General features: G+C 64.2%; 24 protein-coding genes. 21 read left to right on the top strand and 3 right to left on the bottom strand.

Annotation, left to right across the window (positions count from 1 at the left end):
• Positions 1-40 precede the first annotated feature (40 nt).
• On the top strand, positions 41-1,120 hold the full coding sequence (locus ACXAG6_RS03515; RefSeq protein ID WP_475335081.1) for a phosphatase PAP2 family protein: 1,080 nt from the start codon (positions 41-43) through the stop codon (positions 1,118-1,120).
• A gap of 12 nt (positions 1,121-1,132) precedes the next feature.
• Here the strand turns inward: ACXAG6_RS03515 and ACXAG6_RS03520 are convergent, their stop codons facing one another.
• Entirely contained in the window at positions 1,133-1,894 is a 762-nt protein-coding gene (locus ACXAG6_RS03520; RefSeq protein ID WP_475335082.1) for an SDR family NAD(P)-dependent oxidoreductase, read from the bottom strand.
• A gap of 174 nt (positions 1,895-2,068) precedes the next feature.
• On the opposite strand from ACXAG6_RS03520, the gene ACXAG6_RS03525 reads away from it, so the two are divergent.
• The 4 genes from ACXAG6_RS03525 to nusG all read left to right on the top strand — a co-directional run bounded on the left by ACXAG6_RS03525 (position 2,069) and on the right by nusG (position 5,133).
• Positions 2,069-2,938, top strand: a complete 870-nt coding sequence (locus tag ACXAG6_RS03525; RefSeq protein WP_475335084.1) for an AraC family transcriptional regulator — start codon at positions 2,069-2,071, stop codon at positions 2,936-2,938.
• Positions 2,939-3,030: 92 nt separating this feature from the next.
• On the top strand, positions 3,031-4,068 hold the full coding sequence (locus ACXAG6_RS03530; protein WP_475335087.1) for a YncE family protein: 1,038 nt from the start codon (positions 3,031-3,033) through the stop codon (positions 4,066-4,068).
• Positions 4,069-4,202: 134 nt separating this feature from the next.
• Positions 4,203-4,400, top strand: a complete 198-nt coding sequence (secE, locus tag ACXAG6_RS03535; protein WP_140012637.1) for a preprotein translocase subunit SecE — start codon at positions 4,203-4,205, stop codon at positions 4,398-4,400.
• 199 nt (positions 4,401-4,599) lie between these two features.
• Positions 4,600-5,133: a transcription termination/antitermination protein NusG gene (nusG, locus tag ACXAG6_RS03540; protein ID WP_140012638.1), complete on the top strand. Its 534-nt coding sequence runs from the start codon at positions 4,600-4,602 to the stop codon at positions 5,131-5,133.
• Positions 5,134-5,224: 91 nt separating this feature from the next.
• Here nusG and ACXAG6_RS03545 read toward each other — a convergent pair whose 3' ends face one another.
• On the bottom strand, positions 5,225-5,575 hold the full coding sequence (locus ACXAG6_RS03545) for a hypothetical protein (protein ID WP_475335089.1): 351 nt from the start codon (positions 5,573-5,575) through the stop codon (positions 5,225-5,227).
• Positions 5,576-5,974: 399 nt separating this feature from the next.
• Between ACXAG6_RS03545 and rplK the strand changes: the two genes are divergently transcribed.
• The 5 genes from rplK (at position 5,975) to ACXAG6_RS03570 (ending at position 9,283) form a co-directional block, all read left to right on the top strand.
• Entirely contained in the window at positions 5,975-6,400 is a 426-nt protein-coding gene (rplK, locus tag ACXAG6_RS03550) for a 50S ribosomal protein L11 (protein ID WP_213546650.1), read from the top strand.
• A 1-nt stretch (position 6,401) separates the two neighbouring features.
• Complete coding sequence (gene rplA / locus ACXAG6_RS03555; RefSeq protein ID WP_140012641.1) at positions 6,402-7,100, top strand: 50S ribosomal protein L1; 699 nt, start codon at positions 6,402-6,404, stop codon at positions 7,098-7,100.
• 126 nt (positions 7,101-7,226) lie between these two features.
• Positions 7,227-7,619, top strand: coding sequence for a hypothetical protein (locus ACXAG6_RS03560; RefSeq protein WP_475335091.1), 393 nt, complete (start codon positions 7,227-7,229; stop codon positions 7,617-7,619).
• Positions 7,620-7,706: 87 nt separating this feature from the next.
• Positions 7,707-8,684, top strand: a complete 978-nt coding sequence (locus tag ACXAG6_RS03565; RefSeq protein WP_475335093.1) for a DUF1775 domain-containing protein — start codon at positions 7,707-7,709, stop codon at positions 8,682-8,684.
• A complete protein-coding gene (locus tag ACXAG6_RS03570; RefSeq protein WP_475335095.1) occupies positions 8,684-9,283 on the top strand; it encodes an SCO family protein in 600 nt (199 codons plus the stop codon). Before ACXAG6_RS03565 ends, ACXAG6_RS03570 begins: the two co-directional genes overlap by 1 nt.
• Before the next feature lie 70 nt (positions 9,284-9,353).
• On the opposite strand, the gene ACXAG6_RS03575 is transcribed toward ACXAG6_RS03570, so the two are convergent.
• Positions 9,354-9,728: a hypothetical protein gene (locus ACXAG6_RS03575; protein WP_475335098.1), complete on the bottom strand. Its 375-nt coding sequence runs from the start codon at positions 9,726-9,728 to the stop codon at positions 9,354-9,356.
• Positions 9,729-10,124: 396 nt separating this feature from the next.
• Here ACXAG6_RS03575 and ACXAG6_RS03580 point away from each other — a divergent pair, with 396 nt between their 5' ends.
• The 11 genes from ACXAG6_RS03580 to rpoB all read left to right on the top strand — a co-directional run bounded on the left by ACXAG6_RS03580 (position 10,125) and on the right by rpoB (position 22,561).
• Positions 10,125-11,291 (top strand): ABC transporter substrate-binding protein, encoded by a 1,167-nt coding sequence (locus tag ACXAG6_RS03580; protein WP_475335101.1) that lies wholly within the window; start codon positions 10,125-10,127, stop codon positions 11,289-11,291.
• 55 nt (positions 11,292-11,346) lie between these two features.
• Positions 11,347-12,210, top strand: a complete 864-nt coding sequence (locus ACXAG6_RS03585; protein WP_475335102.1) for a branched-chain amino acid ABC transporter permease — start codon at positions 11,347-11,349, stop codon at positions 12,208-12,210.
• The gene (locus tag ACXAG6_RS03590; RefSeq protein ID WP_475335105.1) at positions 12,207-13,154 is read left to right on the top strand and encodes a branched-chain amino acid ABC transporter permease; all 948 of its coding nucleotides are present in this window, start codon (positions 12,207-12,209) and stop codon (positions 13,152-13,154) included. Before ACXAG6_RS03585 ends, ACXAG6_RS03590 begins: the two co-directional genes overlap by 4 nt.
• Positions 13,141-13,890: an ABC transporter ATP-binding protein gene (locus tag ACXAG6_RS03595; RefSeq protein ID WP_140012649.1), complete on the top strand. Its 750-nt coding sequence runs from the start codon at positions 13,141-13,143 to the stop codon at positions 13,888-13,890. The genes ACXAG6_RS03590 and ACXAG6_RS03595 overlap by 14 nt, the downstream gene beginning before the upstream one ends.
• On the top strand, positions 13,883-14,587 hold the full coding sequence (locus ACXAG6_RS03600; protein WP_475335107.1) for an ABC transporter ATP-binding protein: 705 nt from the start codon (positions 13,883-13,885) through the stop codon (positions 14,585-14,587). The genes ACXAG6_RS03595 and ACXAG6_RS03600 overlap by 8 nt, the downstream gene beginning before the upstream one ends.
• Positions 14,588-14,598: 11 nt before the next feature.
• Positions 14,599-15,822 (top strand): cytochrome P450, encoded by a 1,224-nt coding sequence (locus tag ACXAG6_RS03605; RefSeq protein WP_475335109.1) that lies wholly within the window; start codon positions 14,599-14,601, stop codon positions 15,820-15,822.
• An 11-nt stretch (positions 15,823-15,833) separates the two neighbouring features.
• Complete coding sequence (locus ACXAG6_RS03610; protein WP_140012652.1) at positions 15,834-16,157, top strand: 2Fe-2S iron-sulfur cluster-binding protein; 324 nt, start codon at positions 15,834-15,836, stop codon at positions 16,155-16,157.
• A gap of 128 nt (positions 16,158-16,285) precedes the next feature.
• Complete coding sequence (locus tag ACXAG6_RS03615) at positions 16,286-16,792, top strand: MarR family winged helix-turn-helix transcriptional regulator (protein WP_475335112.1); 507 nt, start codon at positions 16,286-16,288, stop codon at positions 16,790-16,792.
• 415 nt (positions 16,793-17,207) lie between these two features.
• On the top strand, positions 17,208-17,720 hold the full coding sequence (rplJ, locus tag ACXAG6_RS03620; RefSeq protein WP_475335114.1) for a 50S ribosomal protein L10: 513 nt from the start codon (positions 17,208-17,210) through the stop codon (positions 17,718-17,720).
• A gap of 73 nt (positions 17,721-17,793) precedes the next feature.
• On the top strand, positions 17,794-18,174 hold the full coding sequence (rplL, locus tag ACXAG6_RS03625) for a 50S ribosomal protein L7/L12 (protein ID WP_475335116.1): 381 nt from the start codon (positions 17,794-17,796) through the stop codon (positions 18,172-18,174).
• Positions 18,175-18,424: 250 nt separating this feature from the next.
• Positions 18,425-22,561, top strand: coding sequence for a DNA-directed RNA polymerase subunit beta (gene rpoB / locus ACXAG6_RS03630; RefSeq protein ID WP_140012656.1), 4,137 nt, complete (start codon positions 18,425-18,427; stop codon positions 22,559-22,561).
• Positions 22,562-22,625 lie beyond the last annotated feature (64 nt).

Consider the following 22,625-nt stretch of genomic DNA (forward strand, 5'->3'; position numbering starts at 1 on the left):
GATGGCACCAAGAGCCCCGAAAAGGACGCCCGTACTACGGGTGACTGGGACTATCGAGGGGTTTTGGGCCATGTTTGGCAATGCGATTGCACATCTGCGCAGGGGGGCGGACCAGCCCTTTCACTCCCATGAAGTTTCATGGTTTCTGCGCTTCGCCCTGCTCTATTTCACCGCCGCCACGGTCCTCGTCGGTAGCCTTGTTGGCCTGACCGCCGTGGCCGTTCCGGCGATGGGCGGGGGGATCAACTTTTTCTTCTTCATCCGCGATGTGCTGCTGGGCGTCTTCCCGGTTCTTATTGTGCTCTTCATCGTTATCGGATGGCAGCGGATCAAGCTGCGCGGCGGGGCGCTTCTGAAGGTGTTTGCAGCCTGCGTGATCATGCAATCGGGCTTCACCATGATGAAGGGCTCGCTGCCGATGCTGACGCCCTTCTACGCCGACCCTTTCTTTGCCGATCTGGACCTCGCCCTGCATGGGGTGGACCCGTGGGTTTGGGCGCATCGCCTGATCGGAATGGGCGAGGGGCAGAAGCTGTTCCTTGCCTATACGACGTTCTGGGGCGTTTGGGCGCTTCTGTTTCCGGTGATCCTCGTGCTGGTCGACAGTGACCGGGCGCGGGTGAAGCGGTTCTTGATCCTGTTCCTCGCCACATGGGTGCTGCTGGGCAACGTGGTGGCCTTTGGGGGCCTCTCCGTCGGCCCGATCTTTTATGACCGGCTGCTGGGCGGCGAGCGCTTTGCCGGGCTGATTGCGGTGCTGAACGAGGGCGGCATGCAACAGACCACCATCGGAATGACGCAGGACGCGCTGTGGAGGCTGTATTCACAGGGGGCCGACTCTATCGGCTCGGGCATCTCGGCCTTCCCCAGCGTGCATGTGGCGGTGGCCTCGGTGGCGGCGTTCTACCTTGCCGAACGCAGCCGCTGGCTGGCGCTGCCGGGCTTTGGCTATCTCGCGCTTGTGCTGTTTCTATCGGTCTACACCGGCTACCACTACGCGGTGGATGGCTATGCCTCGATACTGGTGATCGGCGCGCTCTGGGCGGCGCTGAAGTGGCACGCGGCAACCCGCGCCGCCCGCGCAGAGAGCCCGGCCGGGGCGCTCACCCCGGCCGAGTAGGTTGCCGGGCGACTAGAGCAGCGTGCCGCCGGAGGCCTCGATGCGTTGGCCGGTGATCCAGTTGCTCGGGCCTGACAGCAGGGCCGCGACGGCGGTGCCGATATCTTCGGGCAGGCCGGGGCGGCCCATGGCGGACATCTCGGAAATGCGGGCCTTCATTTCGGGATCGTCACGCACCATGCCACCGCCGAAGTCGGTTTCGATCGCGCCGGGAGCCAGCGTGTTGACGGCAATGCCGCGCGCGCCGAGTTCAAGGGCCATGTAGCGGGTCATCACCTCGACCGCGCCTTTGGCCATGGAATAGGCCGCCATGCCGGGGAAGGAAAAGCGGGTGAGGCCGGAAGAGACGTTGAGCACGCGCGCGCCATCGGCGAGCAATGGCAGCAGCGACTGGGTGAGGAAGTAGGGGCCTTTGACGTGCACCTGCATCATCGCATCGAAATCGGTCTCTGAGGTTTCGCCAATCGGGGTGTGGGCACCGTAGCCGGCATTGTTCACCAGAATGTCGAGCCGGGTGCCGCCGAGGGTGGCGAGCGTCTTTGGCAGGGCCTCAGCGAAACCGGCGAAGCTGGCGGTGTCTTCGGTGTTGAGCTGCAGCGCTGCGGCCTCCACCCCGGCGGCGCGAGTTTCGGCCACCACCTCTTCGGCAGCGGTGGCGTTAGAGTGGTAGGTGATGATCGGCGTCACCCCGCTTTGCGCGAAATGGGTGGCCATGGCGCGGCCAAGGCCACGGCTGCCGCCGGTGATGAGGGCGATGGGGGATTGGGTTGGCATCTTGGTATTGCCTCCTGTGGGGTTGCGATACTGCCGAAATGGGCCGCTGCCACCGCTTGGGCCTGCCGCATTCTCCGCCGGAGCTGCCCGATCCTCCGAAACCCGCCGCCGGGCCCTGTTGAAAGCTGCTGCGCGTGCTGCATCTTCAAAAGGACTACGAAAGGAACCGTGCCAATGGATCGCCGCGCCCTGATTGCCGCCCTCAACGACCAAGCCGACCGCGCCGGGGCTGGCGATGCGCCAATCCAGACCGGGGTGCCGGGGTTGATGATGATGCGGGCCGGGCAGGCCACCGAACTGGAGCCGGTAGTTTACGAGCCGGTGCTGTGTGTTGTGCTGGAGGGGGCCAAGGAAGTGTGGTCGCACGATATGCCCTATACCTTCCGGGCGGGCGAAAGCTCTGTTGTGACCTTCGATCTGCCGACGCGGGCGCGAGTGCTTGAGGCCCCCTATCTTTCGATGGCGATGCAGATCGACGTGGCCTTGCTGTCCGAGCTGAGCGCCGAGATGGACATGCCCCGCGACGAGAGGGAGGAAGCCGTGAGCCAGTGCGCGGCGGATGCGGCGCTGATGGACGGGCTGACGCGGCTCTACCGGCTGAAGGACACGCCCGCCGCGATTGGCCAGCTTGCCCCGCTGATCCGGCGGGAGCTGCATTTCTGGCTGCTGAATTCATCGCATGGGCCGGCGCTGGCGGCGCTTGCGCGGCGGGGCAGCCACGCCTCCCGAATTGCCCGTGCCACCGCCGAGATTCGCCGCAGCTACAACAGACCGCTGCGCGTGGCCGAGCTGGCGCGGCTTGCGGGGATGTCGGCCTCGACCTTCCATGACCACTTCAAGGCGCTGACCGGCACCACACCGCTGCAATTTCAGAAGCGTCTGAAGCTGATAGAGGCGCGGCGGCTGATGGAGGCGGACGGGAAGGGCGTGAGCGAGGCGGCCTTTGCGGTGGGCTACGAGAGCCCGACGCAATTCAGCCGCGAGTTCAGCCGGATGTTTGGCGCGCCGCCCAGCCGGATGCAGCGTGAAGCTGTTCGCGCCTGAGCCAGCGCAGGTTGCGCCGGGGCTTGACCGAGGGGAAAGGGGCTGCCAGCGTAGATTCCGTTAAAGCAAGTCATTGAAACGGAGTTATTCTCATGAAGCGTATTGCTGCGGCTATTGCCCTGTCTGCATCCCTCGCGCTGCCCGCTGCCGGCAATCTGCCCAGCGGCGGCCTTGGCGGCTTTTCCCTCAGCCCTGACGGCACCACCCTGCTGGCCGGGGGCGACAACCGGGTGATCTATGTGATCGACACCGCGACGATGGAGGTGAAAGACCGGATCTGGAGCCCGACGATGCCGGTGTGGATCGACCATTCTGCCGATGGCAGCCTTGTCTACGTGCTCGACAGCGATGACCTGCTCACTGCCTATGCCGCGGCGGACATGAGCAAGAAATGGGAGATCCAGCGGGTGCGCGACATGACCTTTCGGCCCGAGGCGCAGCGGATCGTGATCTGGAAGGGCGTTTCGGGCGGCAGCGAGATTGCAGTGATCGACGCGGCCACCGGCGGGCAGGTGAAGACGGTGACCACGCCCGAGCCGCTGGCAATCGAGAGCGCCGGGTTGAGCGACGATGGCACCACCCTTCTGGCGATCACCCGGCAGCAGAAGACCGAGGATGAGACCAAGGAAAAGCCCGGCGATGATGTGAAGGGGCTGGAAAAGGAGATCTTTCGCAAGAAGCACGATGGCTATGTGTCGTCGCTGCTGAAGATCGACCTTGAGGCCGGCACCACCGAGGCGCTGCCAAGCTGGTACAGCGCTTCGAACTTCGACGATATCCGGGCGGTGGGCGAGCAGGTTTTCTACCTCAAGCCGGGCAGCGACCCGATGGTGCTGGGGGCCGACGGCGAGGTGACGATGCTCGATTTGCAGCGCACCAATGGCGATTATGTCGAAATCAGCCCGGACGGCTCGGAGATGGTGGCGGGCGATGGCGGCAAGGTGAGCTTCATCCCGGTGGCGGGCGGCGCGCCGCTGACGCTGGGGGTGGAAGACCTGCCCGGCTGGTTCGAGAAGACCCAGGGCTTTGAATACCTTCCCGATGGCAAGGTGCTGGCGGTGACGGATGGCTGGCGGATTGTAGTGATCGACCGGGCGGCGGGCACGGCCACGGCCTATCCGGTGTATTGAGGCTGGCCGGATCGGGCGGTGGGCAGATTGCCCACCCTGCGGCACGCTTTGGGGCTGGCGGCACCGCCGGCCTTGAAATCGCCGCAGGAAGCCCGTAAGTGCCCTCGGAACGAACCCGAGAAAAGAGCACCCCCATGGCCAGCGCCAATCCGCTTCAGTTCATCCAGCAGGTCCGCACCGAGGTGGGCAAGGTCGTTTGGCCGACCCGCCGCGAGGTGGTGCTGACCACGGTGATGGTGTTCATCATGGCGATGCTCACCGGCGCGTTCTTCTTCCTCGTCGACTGGCTGATCCGCACCGGGCTGACCCAGATCCTGGGCATGTTCGGCTGACGCCTCTGGTGGGTTTTACCCACCGCACGGCGCGTGATGGTGGGCAGATTGCCCACCCTACTTGAAATCACCCGCCCATCGGTTTATCCCGCTTTCAATCCCCGAAAACATGGCGCGCCCGAATCGACGGCGCGCCCGTTTTTTATCGGGGAGCAGGATTTAGGCGCCCCGGTCTGGGGCCACAGCAAGCAGGTTTGACATGGCGAAACGGTGGTATTCGGTGGCGGTGCTCTCCAACTTCGAGAAGAAGGTGGCCGAGCAGATCCGGACGGATGCGGAGGCCAATGGGCTGACCGAGGAGATCGAAGAGGTTCTGGTGCCGACCGAAGAGGTCATCGAGGTGCGCCGGGGCAAGAAGGTGACCGCAGAACGGCGGTTCATGCCCGGCTATGTGCTGGTGCGGATGGACATGAGCGATGCGGGCTATCACCTGATCACCTCGATCAACCGGGTCACCGGCTTTCTGGGGCCGCAGGGCCGCCCGATGCCGATGCGCGACTCCGAGGTTGAGGCGATCCTTGGCCGCGTTGAAGAGGGCGAGGCCGCGCCGCGCAGCCTGATCACCTTCGAGGTAGGCGAGAACGTGAACGTGACCGACGGGCCGTTTGAGGGCTTCAGCGGCAACGTGGAGGAGGTCGACGACGAGGGCCAACGCCTGAAGGTGACGGTTTCGATCTTTGGCCGCGCCACGCCGGTGGAGCTGGAGTTTACGCAGGTGACCAAGCAGGTTTGAGTGGATTGGCGGGCCGGGTGCCCGCCAGACGCAGTGAGAGGCCGCTCCGGTTGGGGCGGCCTTTTGCGTTCATGTCAGGTGCGGTGCGGTGCTAGGCGGCCTGATCGTAGGACGGGTGCGACCGCGAGATCGCGGCAAAGCCGCTGTAGCTGGTGTTGGCGAGGGCCTCGCGGATCACGGCTTCGGCGACATCGGCATTGGCCACGGAAAAGCCGATCCAGAGAGCGCCGCTGCTTTCGCCCGCGGGCATTTCGCGCGTGCCGGTTGAGCAGCCAAGCTCGGCCATCGCCAGCGAGGCCTCGATCAGTACCGCGGCCTCTTCGCAGAACTCGCGCGGCGTGGTGCGGCCGGGTGTGGCGTGGCGAATGTCATCGAGCCGGTAGCTGACCGCCAGCCACTGTTCTGGCGCGGCCGCGAAGCTCTGTTGATCCTGCATCATCATCGTGGTTTCTCCACATGCTTCTATCCCCTATTAATCTTTTTCAATGCCACGGGTGGCGAGATCGGGGCGCGATTGCGGCGATTGGCGGGCTGGCGTGGGTGACGTGGCGGAAAAGACAGGCGGGTGGAGGCCTGCGGGCCAGCGACGGGCCAGTGCAGGGCCTGCGACGGCTCTGGCGCGCGCCTGGGCGCTTTGCTCGTTGCGATAAAGGGCGCAAAGGCGACAGCAGGGGTTTGACGCAGGGCGCAAATGCTCCTATGACGCGGCTTCCTTCGTCCCCCGTCCGCATGGCGGGGCCGAATCGCGTGGGAGGGGCGGCGCTCGCGGGTGCCAAGCCAGACCACGTCAACATGAAGGCGGCCCATCGCGTTGTGCCGCCGTTGAGCAAAGGAGGCCCTTATGGCCAAGAAGATTGCCGGCACCATGAAACTTCAGGTGCCCGCCGGACAAGCGAACCCCTCTCCGCCGGTTGGTCCGGCGCTGGGTCAGCGCGGCATCAACATCATGGAATTCTGCAAGGCGTTCAACGCCAAGACGCAGGAGATGGAGCCGGGTGCGCCCTGCCCGACCGTGATCACCTACTACCAGGACAAGTCGTTCTCGATGGATATCAAGACGCCCCCCGCGTCTTACTATCTGAAGAAGGCGGCCAAGGTGAAATCCGGGGCCAACACCCCGTCGCGCCAGACGGTTGGCTCTGTCACCGTGAAGCAGGTGCGCGAGATTGCCGAAGCCAAGATGAAAGATCTGAACGCGACCGATATCGAGGCCGCGATGAAGATCATCGTCGGGTCCGCGAACTCCATGGGCATCGAGGTGAAGTAAGATGGCAAAAATCGGAAAACGTACCCGCGCCGCTCGCGAAGCCTTTGAAGGCAAGCTGAACGTCACCGTGGAAGAGGCCGTGGCCCTCGTGAAGAACAACGCCAATGCGAAGTTCGACGAGACTGTCGAAATCGCGATGAACCTCGGCGTCGATCCGCGCCACGCCGACCAGATGGTGCGCGGCAAGGTTGCCCTGCCCAACGGCACCGGCAAAGAGGTTCGCGTGGCCGTGTTCGCCCGTGGCGAGAAGGCTGATGAGGCCAAGGCCGCTGGCGCCGACGTGGTTGGCGCGGAAGACCTGATGGAAACCGTGCAGGGCGGCAAGATCGACTTCGATCGCTGCATCGCCACGCCCGACATGATGCCGATTGTCGGCCGTCTCGGCAAAGTGCTCGGCCCGCGTAACCTGATGCCGAACCCCAAGGTCGGCACGGTGACGATGGACGTCAAGGAAGCCGTGGAAGCTGCCAAGGGCGGTGAAGTGCAGTTCAAGGCCGAGAAGGCCGGTGTTGTGCATGCCGGGATCGGCAAGGCCTCTTTCGACGAAGCCAAGCTGGTGGAAAACGTGCGCGCTTTTGTGGACGCCGTCTCGAAAGCCAAGCCGACCGGCGCGAAGGGCACCTACATGACGAAGATCGCGATCTCGTCGACCATGGGCCCGGGCGTGACCATCGAAGTGGACAACGCGCTGGGCAACTGAGCCCGGACAGCGACAGAGATTTGAGAGGGGCGGGCCGGGTGGCTCGCCCTTTTTCGTCGGGGCGATGGGTGACGCTCGCCGCAAGCGGCATCGCCCCACCCGCCGTCCCGCAAGCCTGCGGCATTCTTGGCGCTTTTCATCGGCGTCGACTTGCGGCATTCAGCCCGCATGGTTTGTGAGTTGCGCCAGACGCTGATTGCCTTTGCCGCCGCGCTTATTCTGGCGGTGATGGGGGCCGTTTCGGCGCATCACATGGGGCCGCCCTCGGAAGAGGCCGTGGAGGCCGCTGAGCTGCGGGCGCTGGGCTTTTCGGTGGAAGACCTGTGCGGCACGCCCGGCGCGGCCTCTGCCTATCACTGCCCGTTCTGCCACAAGCTGCCCGAGGCGCCGCGCCTTGCCGCGCCCGATGCTGCGGAGCGCCTTGTTCGGGTGATCCCCGAGCAGCGCGGGGCCGATTTGCTGCGCGGGCCGCAGCATATTTCTGACCACGTTTCCACCCGCGGGCCGCCGCTGGCCTGAGATTCCAAACAGATCGGTGGGCCATCAGGGCCTGCCAGCATGTGCGGTGCGGGATGGTCCTGCGCCCGGATTCTCATGGAGACAGATATGTTCAATCACACGATCGGGGCTGCAATTGCCCTGTGCCTTGCGGCGGGTGCCGCTGATGCTCATGCCACGCTGGAGCAGAAGGACGCGGCCATTGGCGCGACCACAAAGATCACTCTGCGGGTGCCGCATGGTTGCGATGGGGAGGCGACCCACACTTTGCGTGTCGAGATCCCCGAGGGGTTTTATGCCGTGAAGCCGATGCCCAAGGCGGGCTGGGAGCTGAGAACCGAAACCGGGGCCTATGAAACGCCCTACAACAACCACGGCAGAGAGATGACCGAGGGCGTTCGGGCGGTGACATGGAGCGGCGGCGCTTTGGCGGATGACCATTATGACGAGTTCACCCTGCGCGGCGCGGTGGGGCCGCAGATGGAGGCCGGCGAGCTGATGTTCTTTCCGGCGGTGCAGACCTGCGCCAATGGCACCGCCGAGTGGACCGATACCAGCGGCTCGCATGATGTAAGCGGGCCTGCGCCCAAGCTGACGCTTGTGGCCGGGGATGGCGGGCATGGCCACGCGCATGGCGCTGCCGAGAAGGTGACCTTGGGCGCGCTGGAGATCACCGCGCCTGCCGCTGCCGCGACCCTGCCGAACCAGCCGGTGGCCGGGGGGTTCATGACCATCACCAACACCGGGGATGTGGACGATGTGCTGACTGGCGCACGTTCCGAGGCTGCCGGGCGCATGGAGGTGCACGAGATGGCCATGGAGGGCGACGTGATGAAGATGCGCCAGCTGGCCGATGGTTTGCCGATTCCGGCAGGGGAGACGGTGGCGCTGAAGCCGGGTGGCTACCACATCATGTTCATGGAGCTTTCCGGGCCGATGGCGGCCGGGGAAGAGGCCGAGGTGGTGTTGGTCTTCGAAAAGGCGGGCGAGGTTGCTGTGACCTTCCCGGTCAAGCCGCGTGACGAGATCGGCGGCGGCGGTGGCCATGGCGGGCACGGTGACCATTCCGGGCATGGTGGTAACTGATGGCACCAGCGCAAAAAGTAGCGCTGACCGTCGCGGGGGGGCTGGCTTTGCTGGCCCTCCTTGCGGTTGGTTGGTTTGCCGTTCTGGCCCCGAGGATGACCGAGGAGGCTGCGATTGATCTTGGGCATGGCGACTATGTGCTGGAGGGCACCAATGGCGCGGCCTTCACCGAAGAGACGCTTCGCGGTGCGCCGACGGCGGTGTTCTTTGGCTTTGCCCATTGCCCCGAGGTTTGCCCGACGACGCTGGGCGATATCGACCTTTGGCAGGCGGAGCTGGCGGAGGAGGGGCGCGATCCGTTGCGCACCTACTTCGTGACGGTCGACCCGGAGCGGGACACGGTGGAGGTGATCGGGGATTACGTGTCGTGGGTGCCCGGAGTTGTGGGTGTTTCGGGCGCGCGTGAGGAGATCGACAAGGCGATTGCGGCTTTCAGGGTTTATGCCTCGAAGATCCCGCTGGAGGGCGGGGGCTATACGATGGATCACTCGGCCTTCGTGCTGCTGTTTGACGACCGGGGAAACTTCTTTGAGCCGATCCGCTACCGGGAGGAGTTGGAGAGCGCGATGGGCAAGATCCGGCGGGTGCAGGACATGTGAGCGCCGCGAGAAGCAGGATATTTTAGGGCTGAGGCGGCCCGGGTGGCGGTGTTTGCCGCCACCTTTCGCCTTAGCTGCACACGTTGCCGGGCATGATGTTGCCTTGGCTGAGGGTCGTTCCGCCGAGCATATCCACGAAGACGGCGCGGGTGTCATTGATCTGGACAAACTGACAGTCCGGCGCTTCGCCGGTGTAGGTGTAGCAGATCGAATCCCCGTTCATCCGCCAGTTTCCGGCGTAAACCTCGGTGTTGCGCCCCACCACCAGCCCGCCGGGATCGTGGAACTCGCAATAAGATGTGCCGTCCGACAGGGCACCGACGATACTGGCACCCGAGAGCGCCTGCTGCACCACGGCACCGGGGGTGTGTGGCACGGTCGGCAGGCTGAGGCAGGCGGACAGGGCGGCGAGTGCGATAATGGGTGTGTAGCGTGAAATGGGCATGGTGCGGGTCTCCTTGAATTCTGCAAGCCTGCACCATGACCTTTGGTAAAGTGCGGGTTTTCTGCTGTAGCGCAGGGCTGGCGGATTGGGATTTGGCGAGCGCCGAGCCGGAGGGGGCGGCGGTGGGCGAGTTGGGCAGGGCTGCCTTTGTGCGCGGCGCGGGGCCGTGGAACTGCGAATATCTGCGGGCTGGTTTCTGTTGGCGGCGGCGGGCGGCGTGGCATCGCCGCCTTGCCAATAAAGCAAAAACTACCGCCCTAAAGACTCGCCTCGGAGCGGCGCGGTGGGCCTTGGGAACATTCCAGTTGACATATCAAGTGAACCCCGTAGATTAACGTGAGTTGAATCATCAACTCCGTGTCCAGGGAGGGATGCGGGACTCTAGGGAGGACATCCATGAAACGCGCCACTCACGCGGCCCTCGCGGCCGTGATCGCTACCGCTTTGCCTGTTGCCGCCTCTGCGGACACCATCAAGGTAGGGGTGATCGCCCCCTTCTCCGGGCCCTTCGCCATTTACGGCAAGCAGTATCAGGAAGCGGTTGAAACCTATGTCGCCCAGCATGGCACCAGCGCTGGCGAGCATGAGATCGAGTTTATCTATAAGGATGTTGGCGGGCCGAACCCGGATCAGTCGCGCAGCCTTGCGCAAGAGCTGCTGATCCGTGATCAGGTGGATTATCTCGCCGGGTTCACCTTTACCCCCAACGCGCTGGCCGTTGCGCCGCTGATCGAGCAGAGCGAGACGCCGACGGTGATCTTCAACGCCGCGACCTCCTCGATCAACCGCGAGAGCGCGTTCTACCTGCGCACCAGCTACACGCTTTGGCAGGTGTCTGCGCCGCTGGCGGAATGGGCCTATGACCAAGGGATGCGCACGGCGGCGACGACCGTGACGGATTATGGCCCCGGGATCGACGCCGAGAACGCCTTCAAGGCGGCCTTCGAGGCCAAGGGAGGCGAGGTTGTGGATGCGATCCGCATGCCGCTTTCCACCACCGATTTCACCCCCTTCATCCAGCGCGTGCGGGACGAGGCACCGGATGCGGTGTTTGCCTTCCTGCCCGGCGGCCCGCCAACCTTTACCTACACCAAGACGTACAACGAGAACGGCCTTGCCGATGCGGGCATCAAGTTTCTCGGGACGGCGGAGACCGAAGAGGTAAACCTGCAGGGGCTGGGTGATGCGGCCATCGGGCTGACCACGGCCTATCACTACTCCGGTGCGCATGACTCGGAGGCCAACCGCGCCTTTCAGGCCAAGCTCAACGAGCTGTTCCCCGATGCCATCGCAAACTGGGCCTCGGTTGGGGCCTATGACGGCACGCATTTGATCTACCAGATGGTGGCCGCCGCTGGCACCGATGGCCCCGCCGCTGTGGAGGCCGCGAAGACCCTTGAATGGGAGAGCCCGCGCGGCCCGGTGAAGATGGACCCGGACGCCCGGACGCTGGTGCAGAACGTCTACATCCGCGAAGTCGCGCGGGACGAGGCAACCGGCAAGCTGGTGAACCGGGAGACCGGCGTGATTGCCACCGTGGGCGACCTCGGCTGGGACAAGTGATCTTCTCCCCGGGCCTGCGTGTGCGGGCCCGGGGGCGATCCTGCGGAAAGATGACATGACCCTGCTTCTCAACATACTCGTAGACGGCGTGGCCTACGGGATGATCCTCTTCATGATCTCGGTTGGCCTGTCGGTCACCATGGGGCTGATGCGGGTGGTCAACCTTGCCCATGGCGGCTTTGCGCTGCTGGGCGGCACCTTTGCCCATTGGTTTGCGGCCGACCTTGGCTTGCCGTTCTGGCCCGCCGCCCTGCTGGGGGTGGCCGCCACGGTGGCGCTTTCGCTGCCGCTTGAGCGGGTGATCTACCGCCGGATCTACGGCTTTACCGATCTGCAACAGGTGCTGGCGACCATCGGGCTGACCTTTTTGATGATCGCGAGCGTCAATCTCTGGCAGGGGTCCAGCCTGCTGTCGATCCCCCTGCCGGAGAGCCTGAAGGCCAGTGTGGACCTCGGCTTTCGCACCTTGCCGGTGCATCGGCTGGTGGTGATCGTTGCCGGGGCTGCGGTTGTGCTGGGGCTGTGGGCGCTGCTGGAGCGCACGCGCTTTGGCATGCGTCTGCGGGCGGCGGTCGACAATCGGGGCACGGCTTCGGCCCATGGCATCAACACCGATCTGATCTTCATGCTGGCCTTTGGCCTTGGCGCGGGGCTTGCGGCGCTGGGCGGTGTGCTGGGGGCCGAGATCCTGCCGATCGACGCCTATTACCCGCTGCGCTATATGGTGCTTTTCCTGATCGTGGTTGCGGTGGGCGGCATGGGCTCGATTGCCGGAAGCTTTGCCGCGGCTATCGGGCTTGGTCTGCTGGAAACTGCGGCGCGCTATCTGGTGCCGGACTTTGCCACCATTGCCTTTTTCGCGCTGGTGATCCTGCTGCTTGCGCTGCGCCCGAACGGGCTGATGGGGAGGGTGGCATGAAAAGCTGGCTCCCCCCTCTGGCGCTGCTGGCGCTCGCCGTCGCGCTCTACTTCGCGCTGCCCTACAACCTCGCCTTCCTCACCCGCATCCTCATCATGGCGGTGCTGGTGCTCTCGCTCGATCTGGTCCTTGGCTTCGCAGGCATCGCCACCCTCGGGCAGGCGGCGTTTTACGGCGCCGGGGCCTATGCCGCCGGGCTGTTTGCCATCCACGCCTGGGCCGATCCGTTGGCCGGGCTGGTGGTGGCCGGGGCTGCGGGTGCGGCGCTGGCCTTTATCTCGGGCCTTGTGGTGCTGCGCACGCATGGGCTGACGCTGATCATGCTGACCATCGCCGTTGCCTCGATTTGCCATGAGATCGCCAACAAGGCCCGTGACGTGACCGGCGGGGCCGATGGGCTGCGCGGCATTCGGATGGAGCCGGTGCTGGGGCTGTTCGAGTTCGACTTCGTGGGGCAGACCGGCTTTTGGTATGCGCTGGCAGTGCTCGCTGCGGTGTTCACCTTCCTGACGTTGCTCACCCGCGCGCCCTTTGGCCTGTCGCTGCGCGGCATCCACGAAAGCCCCGAGCGGATGGCGGCGATTGGCACCTCGGTGTATTGGCGGCGGGTTGCGGCCTATACCATCGGCGGGGCGATTGCGGGGATTGCGGGCGCGCTCTCGGCGCAGGTGACGCAGCTTGTGAGCCTCGAGTCCTTTTCCTTCACCCTCTCCGCCGAGGCGCTGATCATGCTGATCCTCGGTGGCACCGGGCGGCTCTATGGCGCGGTGCTGGGCACGCTCATTTTCATGTGGGTGCATCACTGGGCGGCGGCGAACGACCCGTTCAACTGGCTCTTTGTCATCGGCGCACTGGTGCTGGCGGTCGTCTTCTTCCTGCCGCGCGGAATTATTGCCGTGCCAACGGCGCTGAAGCGTCTGGGAGGTCGAAATGCAGGGTCTTGAGGTGCGCGGGCTGTCGAAACGCTTTGGCGGGCTGACGGTTTCGGAAAACATCGACTTTGATCTCAAGCCGGGCGACCGCAAGGCGCTGATCGGGCCCAACGGGGCGGGCAAGAGCACGTTTTCCAACCTCGTGACCGGCATCCTGCCGCCATCCTCGGGCACGATCCGGTTTGACGGGGTGGATATCGGCAAGCTGAACGAGGCCCAGCGGGTGAAGCGCGGGATCGCCAAGACCTTTCAGATCACCACCTTGTTCCGCGATCTGACCGTGCGCGAAAACCTGCGGCTGCCCATCCTTGAGCGGCAGGGCCGGGGCTATCGGCTGTTTCGCCGGGCGGATGGGGATGGCGACACCGAGGCCGAGGTGGCGGGGCTGATCGACCAGTTTGCGCTGGAGGCCTTGGCCGACCGGCGCGTGGGTGACTTGGCCTATGGGCAGCAACGGCTGGTGGAGCTGGCGCTGACGCTGGCTCTCAAGCCCCGGGTGCTGATCCTCGACGAGCCTGCGGCGGGGGTGCCCTCTTCGGAGAGCCACCTGATCGTGCAGGCCATCGAGGCGCTGCCTGCTGATCTGGCGGTGCTGATCATCGAGCATGACATGGACCTCGTGTTTCGGGTGGCGCGGCAGATCGTGGTGCTGGTGCAGGGGCGCATCCTGACCGAAGGCACGCCGCAAGAGATCGCCGCCAACGCGCAGGTCCGCGAGCTTTATCTGGGAGGCCACGGCCATGACTGATGCGCTGACCCTCAGCGATGTGACCGCCGGCTACGGGCCGACCCATGTGCTCAACAGCATCAGCCTTGCCCTGCCGCGCGGCGAGCGGCTGGCGGTGATCGGGCGCAACGGGGCGGGCAAAACCACGCTGCTGGCCACCATCATGGGCCTCACCCGGATGCATGGCGGCAGGGTGGCGGTGAACGGGCAGGACGTAACCGCGCTCGCGCCCTACCGCCGCAACGCGTTGGGCGTGGGGCTGGTGCCGCAGACGCGGGATATCTTCAAATCGCTCTCGGTGGAGGAAAACCTGCTGGCCGCGCAAAGCGGGGAGGCGACGCTGGACGAGGCCTATACGCTGTTTCCGCGGCTCAAGGAACGGCGGCGCAACGGCGGGGCACAGCTTTCGGGCGGTGAGCAGCAGATGCTGGCGATTGCCCGCACGCTGATGACCGGCCCCGAGATCCTGCTCTTGGATGAGCCGCTGGAGGGCCTTGCCCCGGTGATTTGCGAACAGCTCATGCAGGTGTTCGAGGATATCGCCGCAGATGGCCGCCGCACCGTGGTGCTGGTGGAGCAGCACGCGGAGGCGGCGCTGGGCTTTGCCTCCCGCGCCCTGCTGATGGCGGGCGGCGGCATCGTGCATGACGGCCCCGCCGAGAGCCTCAAGAACTCTGACCTCCTCGAACGCCATATCGGCGTTGCGATGAGCCACTGAAAGGACAGCGCATGACACTGATTGAAGGTCATAAGCCGCTCACCCCGAATGCTGCGATTCCGGTGCTGGATATCGACCCCTATGCCGAGGAAGTGCTGGCCGATCCGTTCCCGTGGTACGAGGCGCTGCGCGAGGCCGGGCCGGTGGCCTATATCCCGCGCTATCAGGTGCTGGCGGTGGGCCGCTACGAGGAGACCAAGGCCACCTTTTCGGACCATGAAAACTTTGTTTCGTCGCGCGGGATCGGGCTGAACGACTTCAAGCTCGAAAAGCCGTGGCGCCCGCCCTCGATCATCCTTGAGGTGGACCCGCCCGATCACACCAAGACCCGGCGGGTGATGTCCAAGGCGCTTTCGCCCAAGGTGGTGCGCGGGCTGATGGACGATTTCAGCGCGCAGGCGGAACGCATCGTCGATGCGATGTTGGAGCGCAGCGAGATCGAAGGGGTGGCGGACCTTGCCGAGGCCTTCCCCACCGCCGTGTTCCCGCGTGCCGTGGGGATGCGCGATGTGAACCCGCGCCATCTGGTGGATTACGGGGCGATCGTTTTCAACGCGGTGGGGCCGGACAATGCGCTGCGCCGCGCCGCCATGGCCCGCGCGCCGGAGGTGGCGGCTTGGATCAACGCCGCCTGCGCGCGCGACCGGCTGACGGAGGACGGGCTGGGCGCGCTGGTGTATGGCGCGGCGGATGCCGGAGAGATCACGCCGGAGGAGGCGGGGATGCTGGTGCGCTCGTTCCTGTCGGCCGGGGTCGACACCACCGTGACCGGTATTGGCAACGCGCTCTGGTGCTTCTCGCAGAACCCGGACCAATGGGAAGCGCTCAGGGCCGACCCGTCGCTCGCACGCCCGGCGTTTGAGGAGGTGCTGCGGATCACCTCGCCGGTGCATACCTTCCTGCGCACCGCCAATCTGGATACCCAGATTGCCGGCCATCCGGTGCCCGAGGGGGCCAAGGTGCTTTGTGTGCTGGGCGCGGCCAATATGGACCCGGAAAAGTGGGGCGACCCAGAGGCCTTTCGGATCGACCGGCGCCCGGTGGGCCATATGGCCTTTGGTGCCGGGATTCACGGCTGCGTCGGGCAGAACATTGCGCGGGGCGAGCTGGAAGCGCTGCTTTCGGTGATGGCCGAAAAGGTGGCCCGGATCGAACCGGCGGGCGAGGCCGTGTGGCGGCCCAACAACGCGATCCGCGCGCTCGACCGGCTGCCGCTGAAACTCATTGCGAACTGACGGAGACAGGAATGGTGAAGGTAACTTACGTGCAGCACGACGGCAGCGAAACCGTGGTGGAGGGCAAGGCGGGCGACTCCGTGATGCAGCTTGCCGTGGGCGCAAATGTGCCCGGGATCGTTGCCGAATGCGGCGGCTCGATGGCTTGCGCGACCTGCCATGTTTACCTCGACGAGGCCTGGGCCGAAAAGGCCGAGCCGCGCTCGGAGAGTGAGGAAGATATGCTGGATTGCGCCATGGCCGAGATGAAGGACACCTCGCGGCTTTCGTGTCAGGTCAAGCTGACCGAGGAGATGGACGGGTTGGTGGTGCATATCCCTGAAGAGCAGTTTTGACGGGCAGGGACGGGCGCGGGTGGCGCGGGGTGTTTGCAAGCCCGCGCGCCCGCCCGTCCGCCGCCGGTCGCCCCCGTGACAAGGCCCGGGATTCTGGCTATCCGTGAGCGATTGAAAGGGCCAGCTGCATGACACGCGCCGACAAGCTCAAGGTTCCGGAGCAACGCCTCCATGATCCGACCCGTCAACGCGACGGGACGGAGATTTTGGATATTGACCACTATGCGCCGTTCTTGCTCAACGCGGTGAGCAGCGCATGGGGCCGCAAGACCTCTGCGATCTACCGGCGCGACTTTGGGCTTGGGCTGACGGACTGGCGGGTTTTGTCGATGCTCAACATCGAGCCGGGGATCACGGCCAGCCGGATTTGCGACGTGATCCGCATGGACAAGGCGGCGGTGAGCCGGTCGCTCAAGACGCTGCTTGAGATGGAGCATCTGCGGTATGAGCAGCCCTCAAGCGATCCGCGAAAGCGGGTGTGGTGGCTGTCTGATCTGGGCCTGAAGGTGCATGCGCAGATCCTTGACGTGGCCCTTGGATGCGAAAACGAGCTGGTGGGCGGGATCGACCCGGATGACTTGGATGTTTTCCTGCGGGTCATGCGCCAGATGCTGACGAACATCGACCCGAAGTGAGGGCAGGGGCCGCTGGCCCGGGCCGGATGAACCGAGGGCATGTGCCAACGGCGGCAAGGGAGCGCTGGGCCGGATGATGTTCTGCCGGTTTGGCGGGTGGGGCCACCCCCGTTCACAGCAAAAATCGCGGCCTCGTGAGGCTTCTGGCCTTGCCCTTCGCGGGCGCAACTACTAAACCGCCCCCTGCAAGCCAGCGTGCGATTCGTCGTGCGCTGTTTTGCGTTTCGTCCAAGACGGTGGGTGGAGTTCGTCCGAACCCCTTAATTTCCTGCCTGAGACGGGTCAGAACATGTTTTCCCGCGGGGTTTCTCTCGGGCGAACTTGGTTTCAGCCCCGTAGCACGGACCTGAGTGTTGGCCCCGGCCAGCAAAAAAGAGCCGGGCGGGAATGATCCTGCCCAAATTGGAGTGAAACTGTGGATAGAGCCCAGAAAGAGAAAGTGGTCGAGGAACTCGGCCAGATTTTCGAAAGCTCTGGCGTCGTTGTGGTCTCCCACTACGAGGGTCTCACGGTTGCCGAGATGCAGGACCTGCGCGCGCAGATGCGCGAAGCTGGTGGGTCCGTACGTGTCGCCAAGAACAGGCTCGCCAAGATCGCCCTGGAAGGGAAGCCTTGCGCCAGCATCGCCGATCTTCTGACGGGTATGACCGTTCTTGCTTACTCTGAAGATCCTGTGGCTGCGGCCAAGGTTGTTCAGGCCTACTCGAAGGATAACGACAAGCTCGAAATCCTCGGTGGTGCCATGGGTGAGAACGCTCTGGACGTCGCTGGTGTGAAAGCCGTCGCCGCCATGCCGTCTCGCGAGGAGCTTATTGCTTCCATCGTGGGCTGCATCGGTGCGCCTGCTTCCAACATCGCCGGCGCCATTGGCGCACCTGCCTCGAATATCGCGTCCATCCTTTCGACCATCGAAGAGAAGGCCGCGTAAGGCAACGAATGAGAGCCGCGTAGGGGTTGATTACCTCGCGTTGGAACACATCTAGACAGACGGAAAGCAAAAAATGGCTGATCTGAAAAAACTTGCTGAAGAGATCGTGGGTCTGACCCTTCTCGAAGCCCAAGAACTGAAAACCATCCTGAAAGACGAGTACGGCATCGAGCCCGCAGCTGGCGGCGCAGTGATGATGGCTGGTCCTGCTGGCGGCGACGCTGGCGGTGCTGCCGAAGAAAAGTCCGAGTTCGACGTGATCCTGAAGGCCGCTGGTGCCCAGAAGATCAACGTGATCAAGGAAGTCCGCGCCATCACCGGCCTGGGCCTGAAAGAGGCCAAAGAGCTGGTCGAAGCTGGCGGCAAAGCCGTCAAAGAAGGCGTCGACAAAGCCGAAGCCGAAGACATCAAGGGCAAGCTGGAAGCAGCTGGCGCCGAGGTGGAGCTCAAGTAATCGGCCGCCGCCCCGCGCGGGTGGCCCGATAGAGAATTGGCTGGATCCGGGCAAAATCCGGGTCCAGCCGAATGCGTCTCGGCAAGCGCCTCTGCGAGAGGTTCTTTCCAAGGCGCGTTCGATTGGATCGGGTGCCTGCCGGTGGGACGGTGGGCTGGTATTGATCCCGGACGCCCTTCATTCGTGAGCCGCACGCTTCCGGTGCCCCGACGGAAGCTCGCGCGGCGACAGACGAAAGGTACTAGACCAGATGGCGACGACCCTCCTCGGCCACAAACGTTTCCGCCGTTACTACGGCAAAATCCGCGAAGTTCTGGAGATGCCGAACCTTATCGAGGTTCAGAAAAGCTCCTACGACCTGTTTCTGAAATCCGGCGACCAGCCCGAGCCCACGGATGGTGATGGCATCATGGGCGTGTTTCAGGGTGTTTTCCCGATCAAGGATTTCAACGAAACCGCCGTGCTTGAATTCGTCAAGTACGAGCTGGAAAAGCCCAAGTACGACACCGAAGAGTGCCAGCAGCGCGACATGACCTACAGCGCCCCGCTGAAGGTGACGCTGCGCCTCATCGTGTTTGATGTGGACGAAGACACTGGCGCCAAGTCGGTGAAGGACATCAAGGAACAAGACGTGTTCATGGGCGACATGCCCCTGATGACGCCCAACGGCACCTTCGTGGTGAACGGCACCGAGCGTGTGATCGTCTCCCAGATGCACCGTTCGCCCGGCGTGTTCTTTGACCACGACAAAGGCAAGACCCACGCCAGCGGCAAGCTGCTCTTCGCCTGCCGGATCATCCCCTATCGCGGCTCCTGGCTGGACTTCGAGTTTGACGCCAAGGACATCGTCTTTGCGCGTATCGACCGTCGCCGCAAACTGCCCGTGACCACCCTGCTCTATGCCCTCGGGCTGGATCAGGAGGCGATCATGGACGCCTACTACGACACGGTCAGCTACAAGCTGAAGAAGAACAAGGGCTGGGTCACCAAGTTCTTCCCTGAGCGCGTGCGCGGCACCCGCCCGGCCTATGACCTTGTTGACGCCAAGACCGGCGAAGTGATTGCCGAAGCTGGCAAGAAGGTGACGCCCCGCGCGGTGAAGAAGATCATCGACGAGGGTGAGATCACCGATCTGCTGATCCCCTTCGAGCACATTGTTGGCAAGTTTGTCGCCAAGGACATCATCAACGAAGAAACCGGCGCGATCTACGTCGAGGCCGGCGATGAGCTGACTTGGGAAACCGACAAGGACGGTGAAGTGACCGGCGGTTCCCTGAAAGAGCTGGTGGACGCGGGCATCACCGATATTCCGGTGCTCGACATCGACGGCGTGAACGTGGGTGCCTACATCCGCAACACCATGGCGAACGACAAGAACATGAACCGCGACACCGCGCTCATGGACATCTACCGCGTCATGCGCCCCGGCGAGCCGCCCACCGTGGAAGCCGCCAGCACCCTGTTTGACAGCCTGTTCTTTGACAGCGAGCGCTACGACCTCAGCGCCGTGGGCCGCGTGAAGATGAACATGCGCCTCGATCTCGATGCCGAAGACACCCAGCGCACGCTGCGCAAGGAAGACATCGTGGCCTGCATCAAGGCCCTTGTCGAGCTGCGTGACGGCAAGGGCGAGGTGGATGACATCGACCACCTCGGCAACCGCCGCGTCCGCTCGGTTGGCGAGCTGATGGAAAACCAGTATCGCGTGGGTCTGCTCCGCATGGAGCGGGCGATCAAGGAGCGCATGAGCTCTGTCGAGATCGACACGGTGATGCCGCAGGATTTGATCAACGCCAAGCCTGCCGCTGCTGCGGTGCGCGAGTTCTTCGGCTCCAGCCAGCTGTCGCAGTTCATGGACCAGACCAACCCGCTTTCGGAAGTCTCCCACAAGCGTCGCCTTTCGGCGCTTGGCCCGGGCGGCCTGACCCGTGAGCGTGCCGGCTTCGAGGTGCGCGACGTGCACCCCACCCACTACGGCCGGATGTGCCCGATTGAAACGCCGGAAGGCCCGAACATCGGCCTGATCAACAACCTCGCCAGCTTTGCGCGGGTCAACAAGTATGGCTTCATCGAAACGCCCTATCGCCGCGTCGAAAACGGCAAGGTGACCGATGAAGTGCATTACATGTCGGCCACCGAAGAGATGCGCCACACGGTGGCTCAGGCCAACGCCTCGCTCGACGAGGACGGCAAGTTTACCAACGACATGGTCAACACCCGCCAGTCGGGCGAATACACGCTGGCGCCCAACGAGAACGTGGACCTGATCGACGTGTCGCCGAAACAGCTGGTTTCGGTTGCCGCCTCGCTCATCCCCTTCCTCGAAAACGACGACGCCAACCGCGCCCTCATGGGCTCGAACATGCAGAAGCAGGCGGTGCCGCTGCTGCAGGCCGAGGCTCCGCTTGTGGGCACCGGGATCGAGCGCAAGGTGGCCATCGACTCCGGCGCCGCCATTCAGGCGTTCCGCAGCGGGATCATCGACCAGGTCGATGCCCAGCGGATCGTTGTGCGCGCCACCGAAGACCTTGAGCCGGGCGATCCGGGCGTGGACATCTACCGCCTGCGCAAGTTCCAGCGCTCCAACCAGAACACCTGCATCAACCAGCGTCCGCTGGTGAAGGTGGGTGACACGGTGGTGAAGGGCGAAGTCATCGCCGACGGTCCCTCGACCGACATGGGCGAACTGGCCCTCGGCAAGAACGTCGTCGTCGCCTTCATGCCGTGGAACGGCTACAACTACGAGGACTCCATCCTCATCTCCGAGCGCATCGCCAAGGATGACGTGTTTACCTCGGTCCACATCGAAGAATTCGAAGTGGCCGCGCGCGACACCAAGCTTGGCCCGGAAGAGATCACCCGCGACATCCCGAACGTCGGCGAGGAAGCCCTGCGCAACCTCGACGAAGCCGGGATCGTGTATATCGGTGCCGAAGTTGGCCCCGGTGACATTCTCGTCGGCAAGATCACCCCGAAGGGCGAAAGCCCGATGACCCCGGAAGAGAAGCTGCTTCGCGCGATCTTCGGCGAAAAGGCCTCTGACGTGCGCGACACCTCGCTGCGTCTGCCCCCGGGCGATTTCGGCACGGTCGTGGAAGTGCGCGTCTTCAACCGCCACGGCGTTGAGAAGGACGAGCGGGCGCTTCAGATTGAGCGTGAAGAGGTGGAACGCCTTGCACGTGACCGGGACGACGAGCTCGCGATCCTCGACCGCAACATCTATGCCCGTCTGAAGGACATGATCCTGGGCAAGATGGCGATCAAGGGGCCGAAAGGCGTGAAGCCCAAGTCCGAGGTCACCGAAGAGCTGCTCGACAGCCTGTCGCGCGGCCAGTGGTGGCAGCTTGCCGTGGGCGAAGAGCATGAGGCGCAGGCCATCGAGGCCCTGAACGCGCAATACGAGGCGCAAAAGCGCGTGCTCGATGCCCGTTTCGAGGACAAGGTGGAGAAGGTGCGCCGCGGCGACGATCTGCCCCCGGGCGTGATGAAGATGGTCAAAGTCTTCATCGCGGTGAAGCGCAAGCTTCAGCCCGGCGACAAGATGGCCGGCCGTCACGGCAACAAGGGTGTTATCTCCCGCGTTGTGCCCGTGGAAGACATGCCCTTCCTCGGTGACGGCACCCCCGTCGACTTCGTGCTCAACCCGCTCGGCGTGCCGTCGCGGATGAACGTTGGTCAGATTCTCGAAACGCACATGGGCTGGGCCTCTCGCGGGCTTGGCATTCAGGTGGACGAGGCGCTTGGCGAATACCGCCGCTCCGGCGACCTGACCCCGGTGCGCGACGCCATGAAAATTGCCTATGGCGAAGAGGCCTATGAGGAGCACATCCAGTCGCTCGACGAGGGTATGATCCTTGAGACCGCTGGCAATGTGACCCGCGGTGTGCCGATTGCCACGCCGGTCTTTGACGGGGCCAAGGAAGCTGACGTGAACGATGCGCTCACCCGCGCGGGCTTTAGCGAAAGCGGCCAGTCGATCCTGTTTGATGGCCGCACCGGCGAGCAGTTTGCCCGCCCGGTGACCGTGGGCATCAAGTATCTGCTGAAGCTGCACCACCTTGTGGACGACAAGATCCACGCACGTTCGACCGGCCCCTACAGCCTCGTCACCCAGCAGCCGCTCGGTGGTAAGGCCCAGTTCGGTGGCCAGCGTTTCGGGGAAATGGAAGTCTGGGCTCTGGAAGCCTATGGCGCCGCCTACACCCTGCAGGAGATGCTGACCGTGAAGTCGGACGACGTGGCTGGCCGGACCAAGGTGTATGAGTCGATCGTCAAGGGCGAGGACAACTTCGAGGCGGGCATTCCCGAGAGCTTCAACGTGCTCGTCAAGGAAGTCCGCGGCCTCGGCCTGAACATGGAACTCCTGGATGCGGAGGGCGAGGAATAAGGGCCTCGGCCCGCGACGGGCGCGCTCTCAAGGCGCGTCCGCCTCTCCCATCTGCACAACTTTG

The sequence above is a fragment of the Vannielia sp. ABF1_015 genome, from assembly GCF_056160745.1.

What these genes read in the sequence shown, in the direction of transcription:
- ACXAG6_RS03520 (WP_475335082.1), bottom strand. Translation starts at nt 1,894, where the DNA reads ATGCCAACCCAATCCCCCATCGCCCTCATCACCGGCGGCAGCCGTGGC.
- ACXAG6_RS03525 (WP_475335084.1), top strand. Translation starts at nt 2,069, where the DNA reads ATGGATCGCCGCGCCCTGATTGCCGCCCTCAACGACCAAGCCGACCGC.
- ACXAG6_RS03530 (WP_475335087.1), top strand. Translation starts at nt 3,031, where the DNA reads ATGAAGCGTATTGCTGCGGCTATTGCCCTGTCTGCATCCCTCGCGCTG.
- secE (WP_140012637.1), top strand. Translation starts at nt 4,203, where the DNA reads ATGGCCAGCGCCAATCCGCTTCAGTTCATCCAGCAGGTCCGCACCGAG.
- nusG (WP_140012638.1), top strand. Translation starts at nt 4,600, where the DNA reads ATGGCGAAACGGTGGTATTCGGTGGCGGTGCTCTCCAACTTCGAGAAG.
- ACXAG6_RS03545 (WP_475335089.1), bottom strand. Translation starts at nt 5,575, where the DNA reads ATGATGATGCAGGATCAACAGAGCTTCGCGGCCGCGCCAGAACAGTGG.
- rplK (WP_213546650.1), top strand. Translation starts at nt 5,975, where the DNA reads ATGGCCAAGAAGATTGCCGGCACCATGAAACTTCAGGTGCCCGCCGGA.
- rplA (WP_140012641.1), top strand. Translation starts at nt 6,402, where the DNA reads ATGGCAAAAATCGGAAAACGTACCCGCGCCGCTCGCGAAGCCTTTGAA.
- ACXAG6_RS03565 (WP_475335093.1), top strand. Translation starts at nt 7,707, where the DNA reads ATGTTCAATCACACGATCGGGGCTGCAATTGCCCTGTGCCTTGCGGCG.
- ACXAG6_RS03570 (WP_475335095.1), top strand. Translation starts at nt 8,684, where the DNA reads ATGGCACCAGCGCAAAAAGTAGCGCTGACCGTCGCGGGGGGGCTGGCT.
- ACXAG6_RS03575 (WP_475335098.1), bottom strand. Translation starts at nt 9,728, where the DNA reads ATGCCCATTTCACGCTACACACCCATTATCGCACTCGCCGCCCTGTCC.
- ACXAG6_RS03580 (WP_475335101.1), top strand. Translation starts at nt 10,125, where the DNA reads ATGAAACGCGCCACTCACGCGGCCCTCGCGGCCGTGATCGCTACCGCT.
- ACXAG6_RS03585 (WP_475335102.1), top strand. Translation starts at nt 11,347, where the DNA reads ATGACCCTGCTTCTCAACATACTCGTAGACGGCGTGGCCTACGGGATG.
- ACXAG6_RS03590 (WP_475335105.1), top strand. Translation starts at nt 12,207, where the DNA reads ATGAAAAGCTGGCTCCCCCCTCTGGCGCTGCTGGCGCTCGCCGTCGCG.
- ACXAG6_RS03595 (WP_140012649.1), top strand. Translation starts at nt 13,141, where the DNA reads ATGCAGGGTCTTGAGGTGCGCGGGCTGTCGAAACGCTTTGGCGGGCTG.
- ACXAG6_RS03600 (WP_475335107.1), top strand. Translation starts at nt 13,883, where the DNA reads ATGACTGATGCGCTGACCCTCAGCGATGTGACCGCCGGCTACGGGCCG.
- ACXAG6_RS03605 (WP_475335109.1), top strand. Translation starts at nt 14,599, where the DNA reads ATGACACTGATTGAAGGTCATAAGCCGCTCACCCCGAATGCTGCGATT.
- ACXAG6_RS03610 (WP_140012652.1), top strand. Translation starts at nt 15,834, where the DNA reads ATGGTGAAGGTAACTTACGTGCAGCACGACGGCAGCGAAACCGTGGTG.
- ACXAG6_RS03615 (WP_475335112.1), top strand. Translation starts at nt 16,286, where the DNA reads ATGACACGCGCCGACAAGCTCAAGGTTCCGGAGCAACGCCTCCATGAT.
- rplL (WP_475335116.1), top strand. Translation starts at nt 17,794, where the DNA reads ATGGCTGATCTGAAAAAACTTGCTGAAGAGATCGTGGGTCTGACCCTT.
- rpoB (WP_140012656.1), top strand. Translation starts at nt 18,425, where the DNA reads ATGGCGACGACCCTCCTCGGCCACAAACGTTTCCGCCGTTACTACGGC.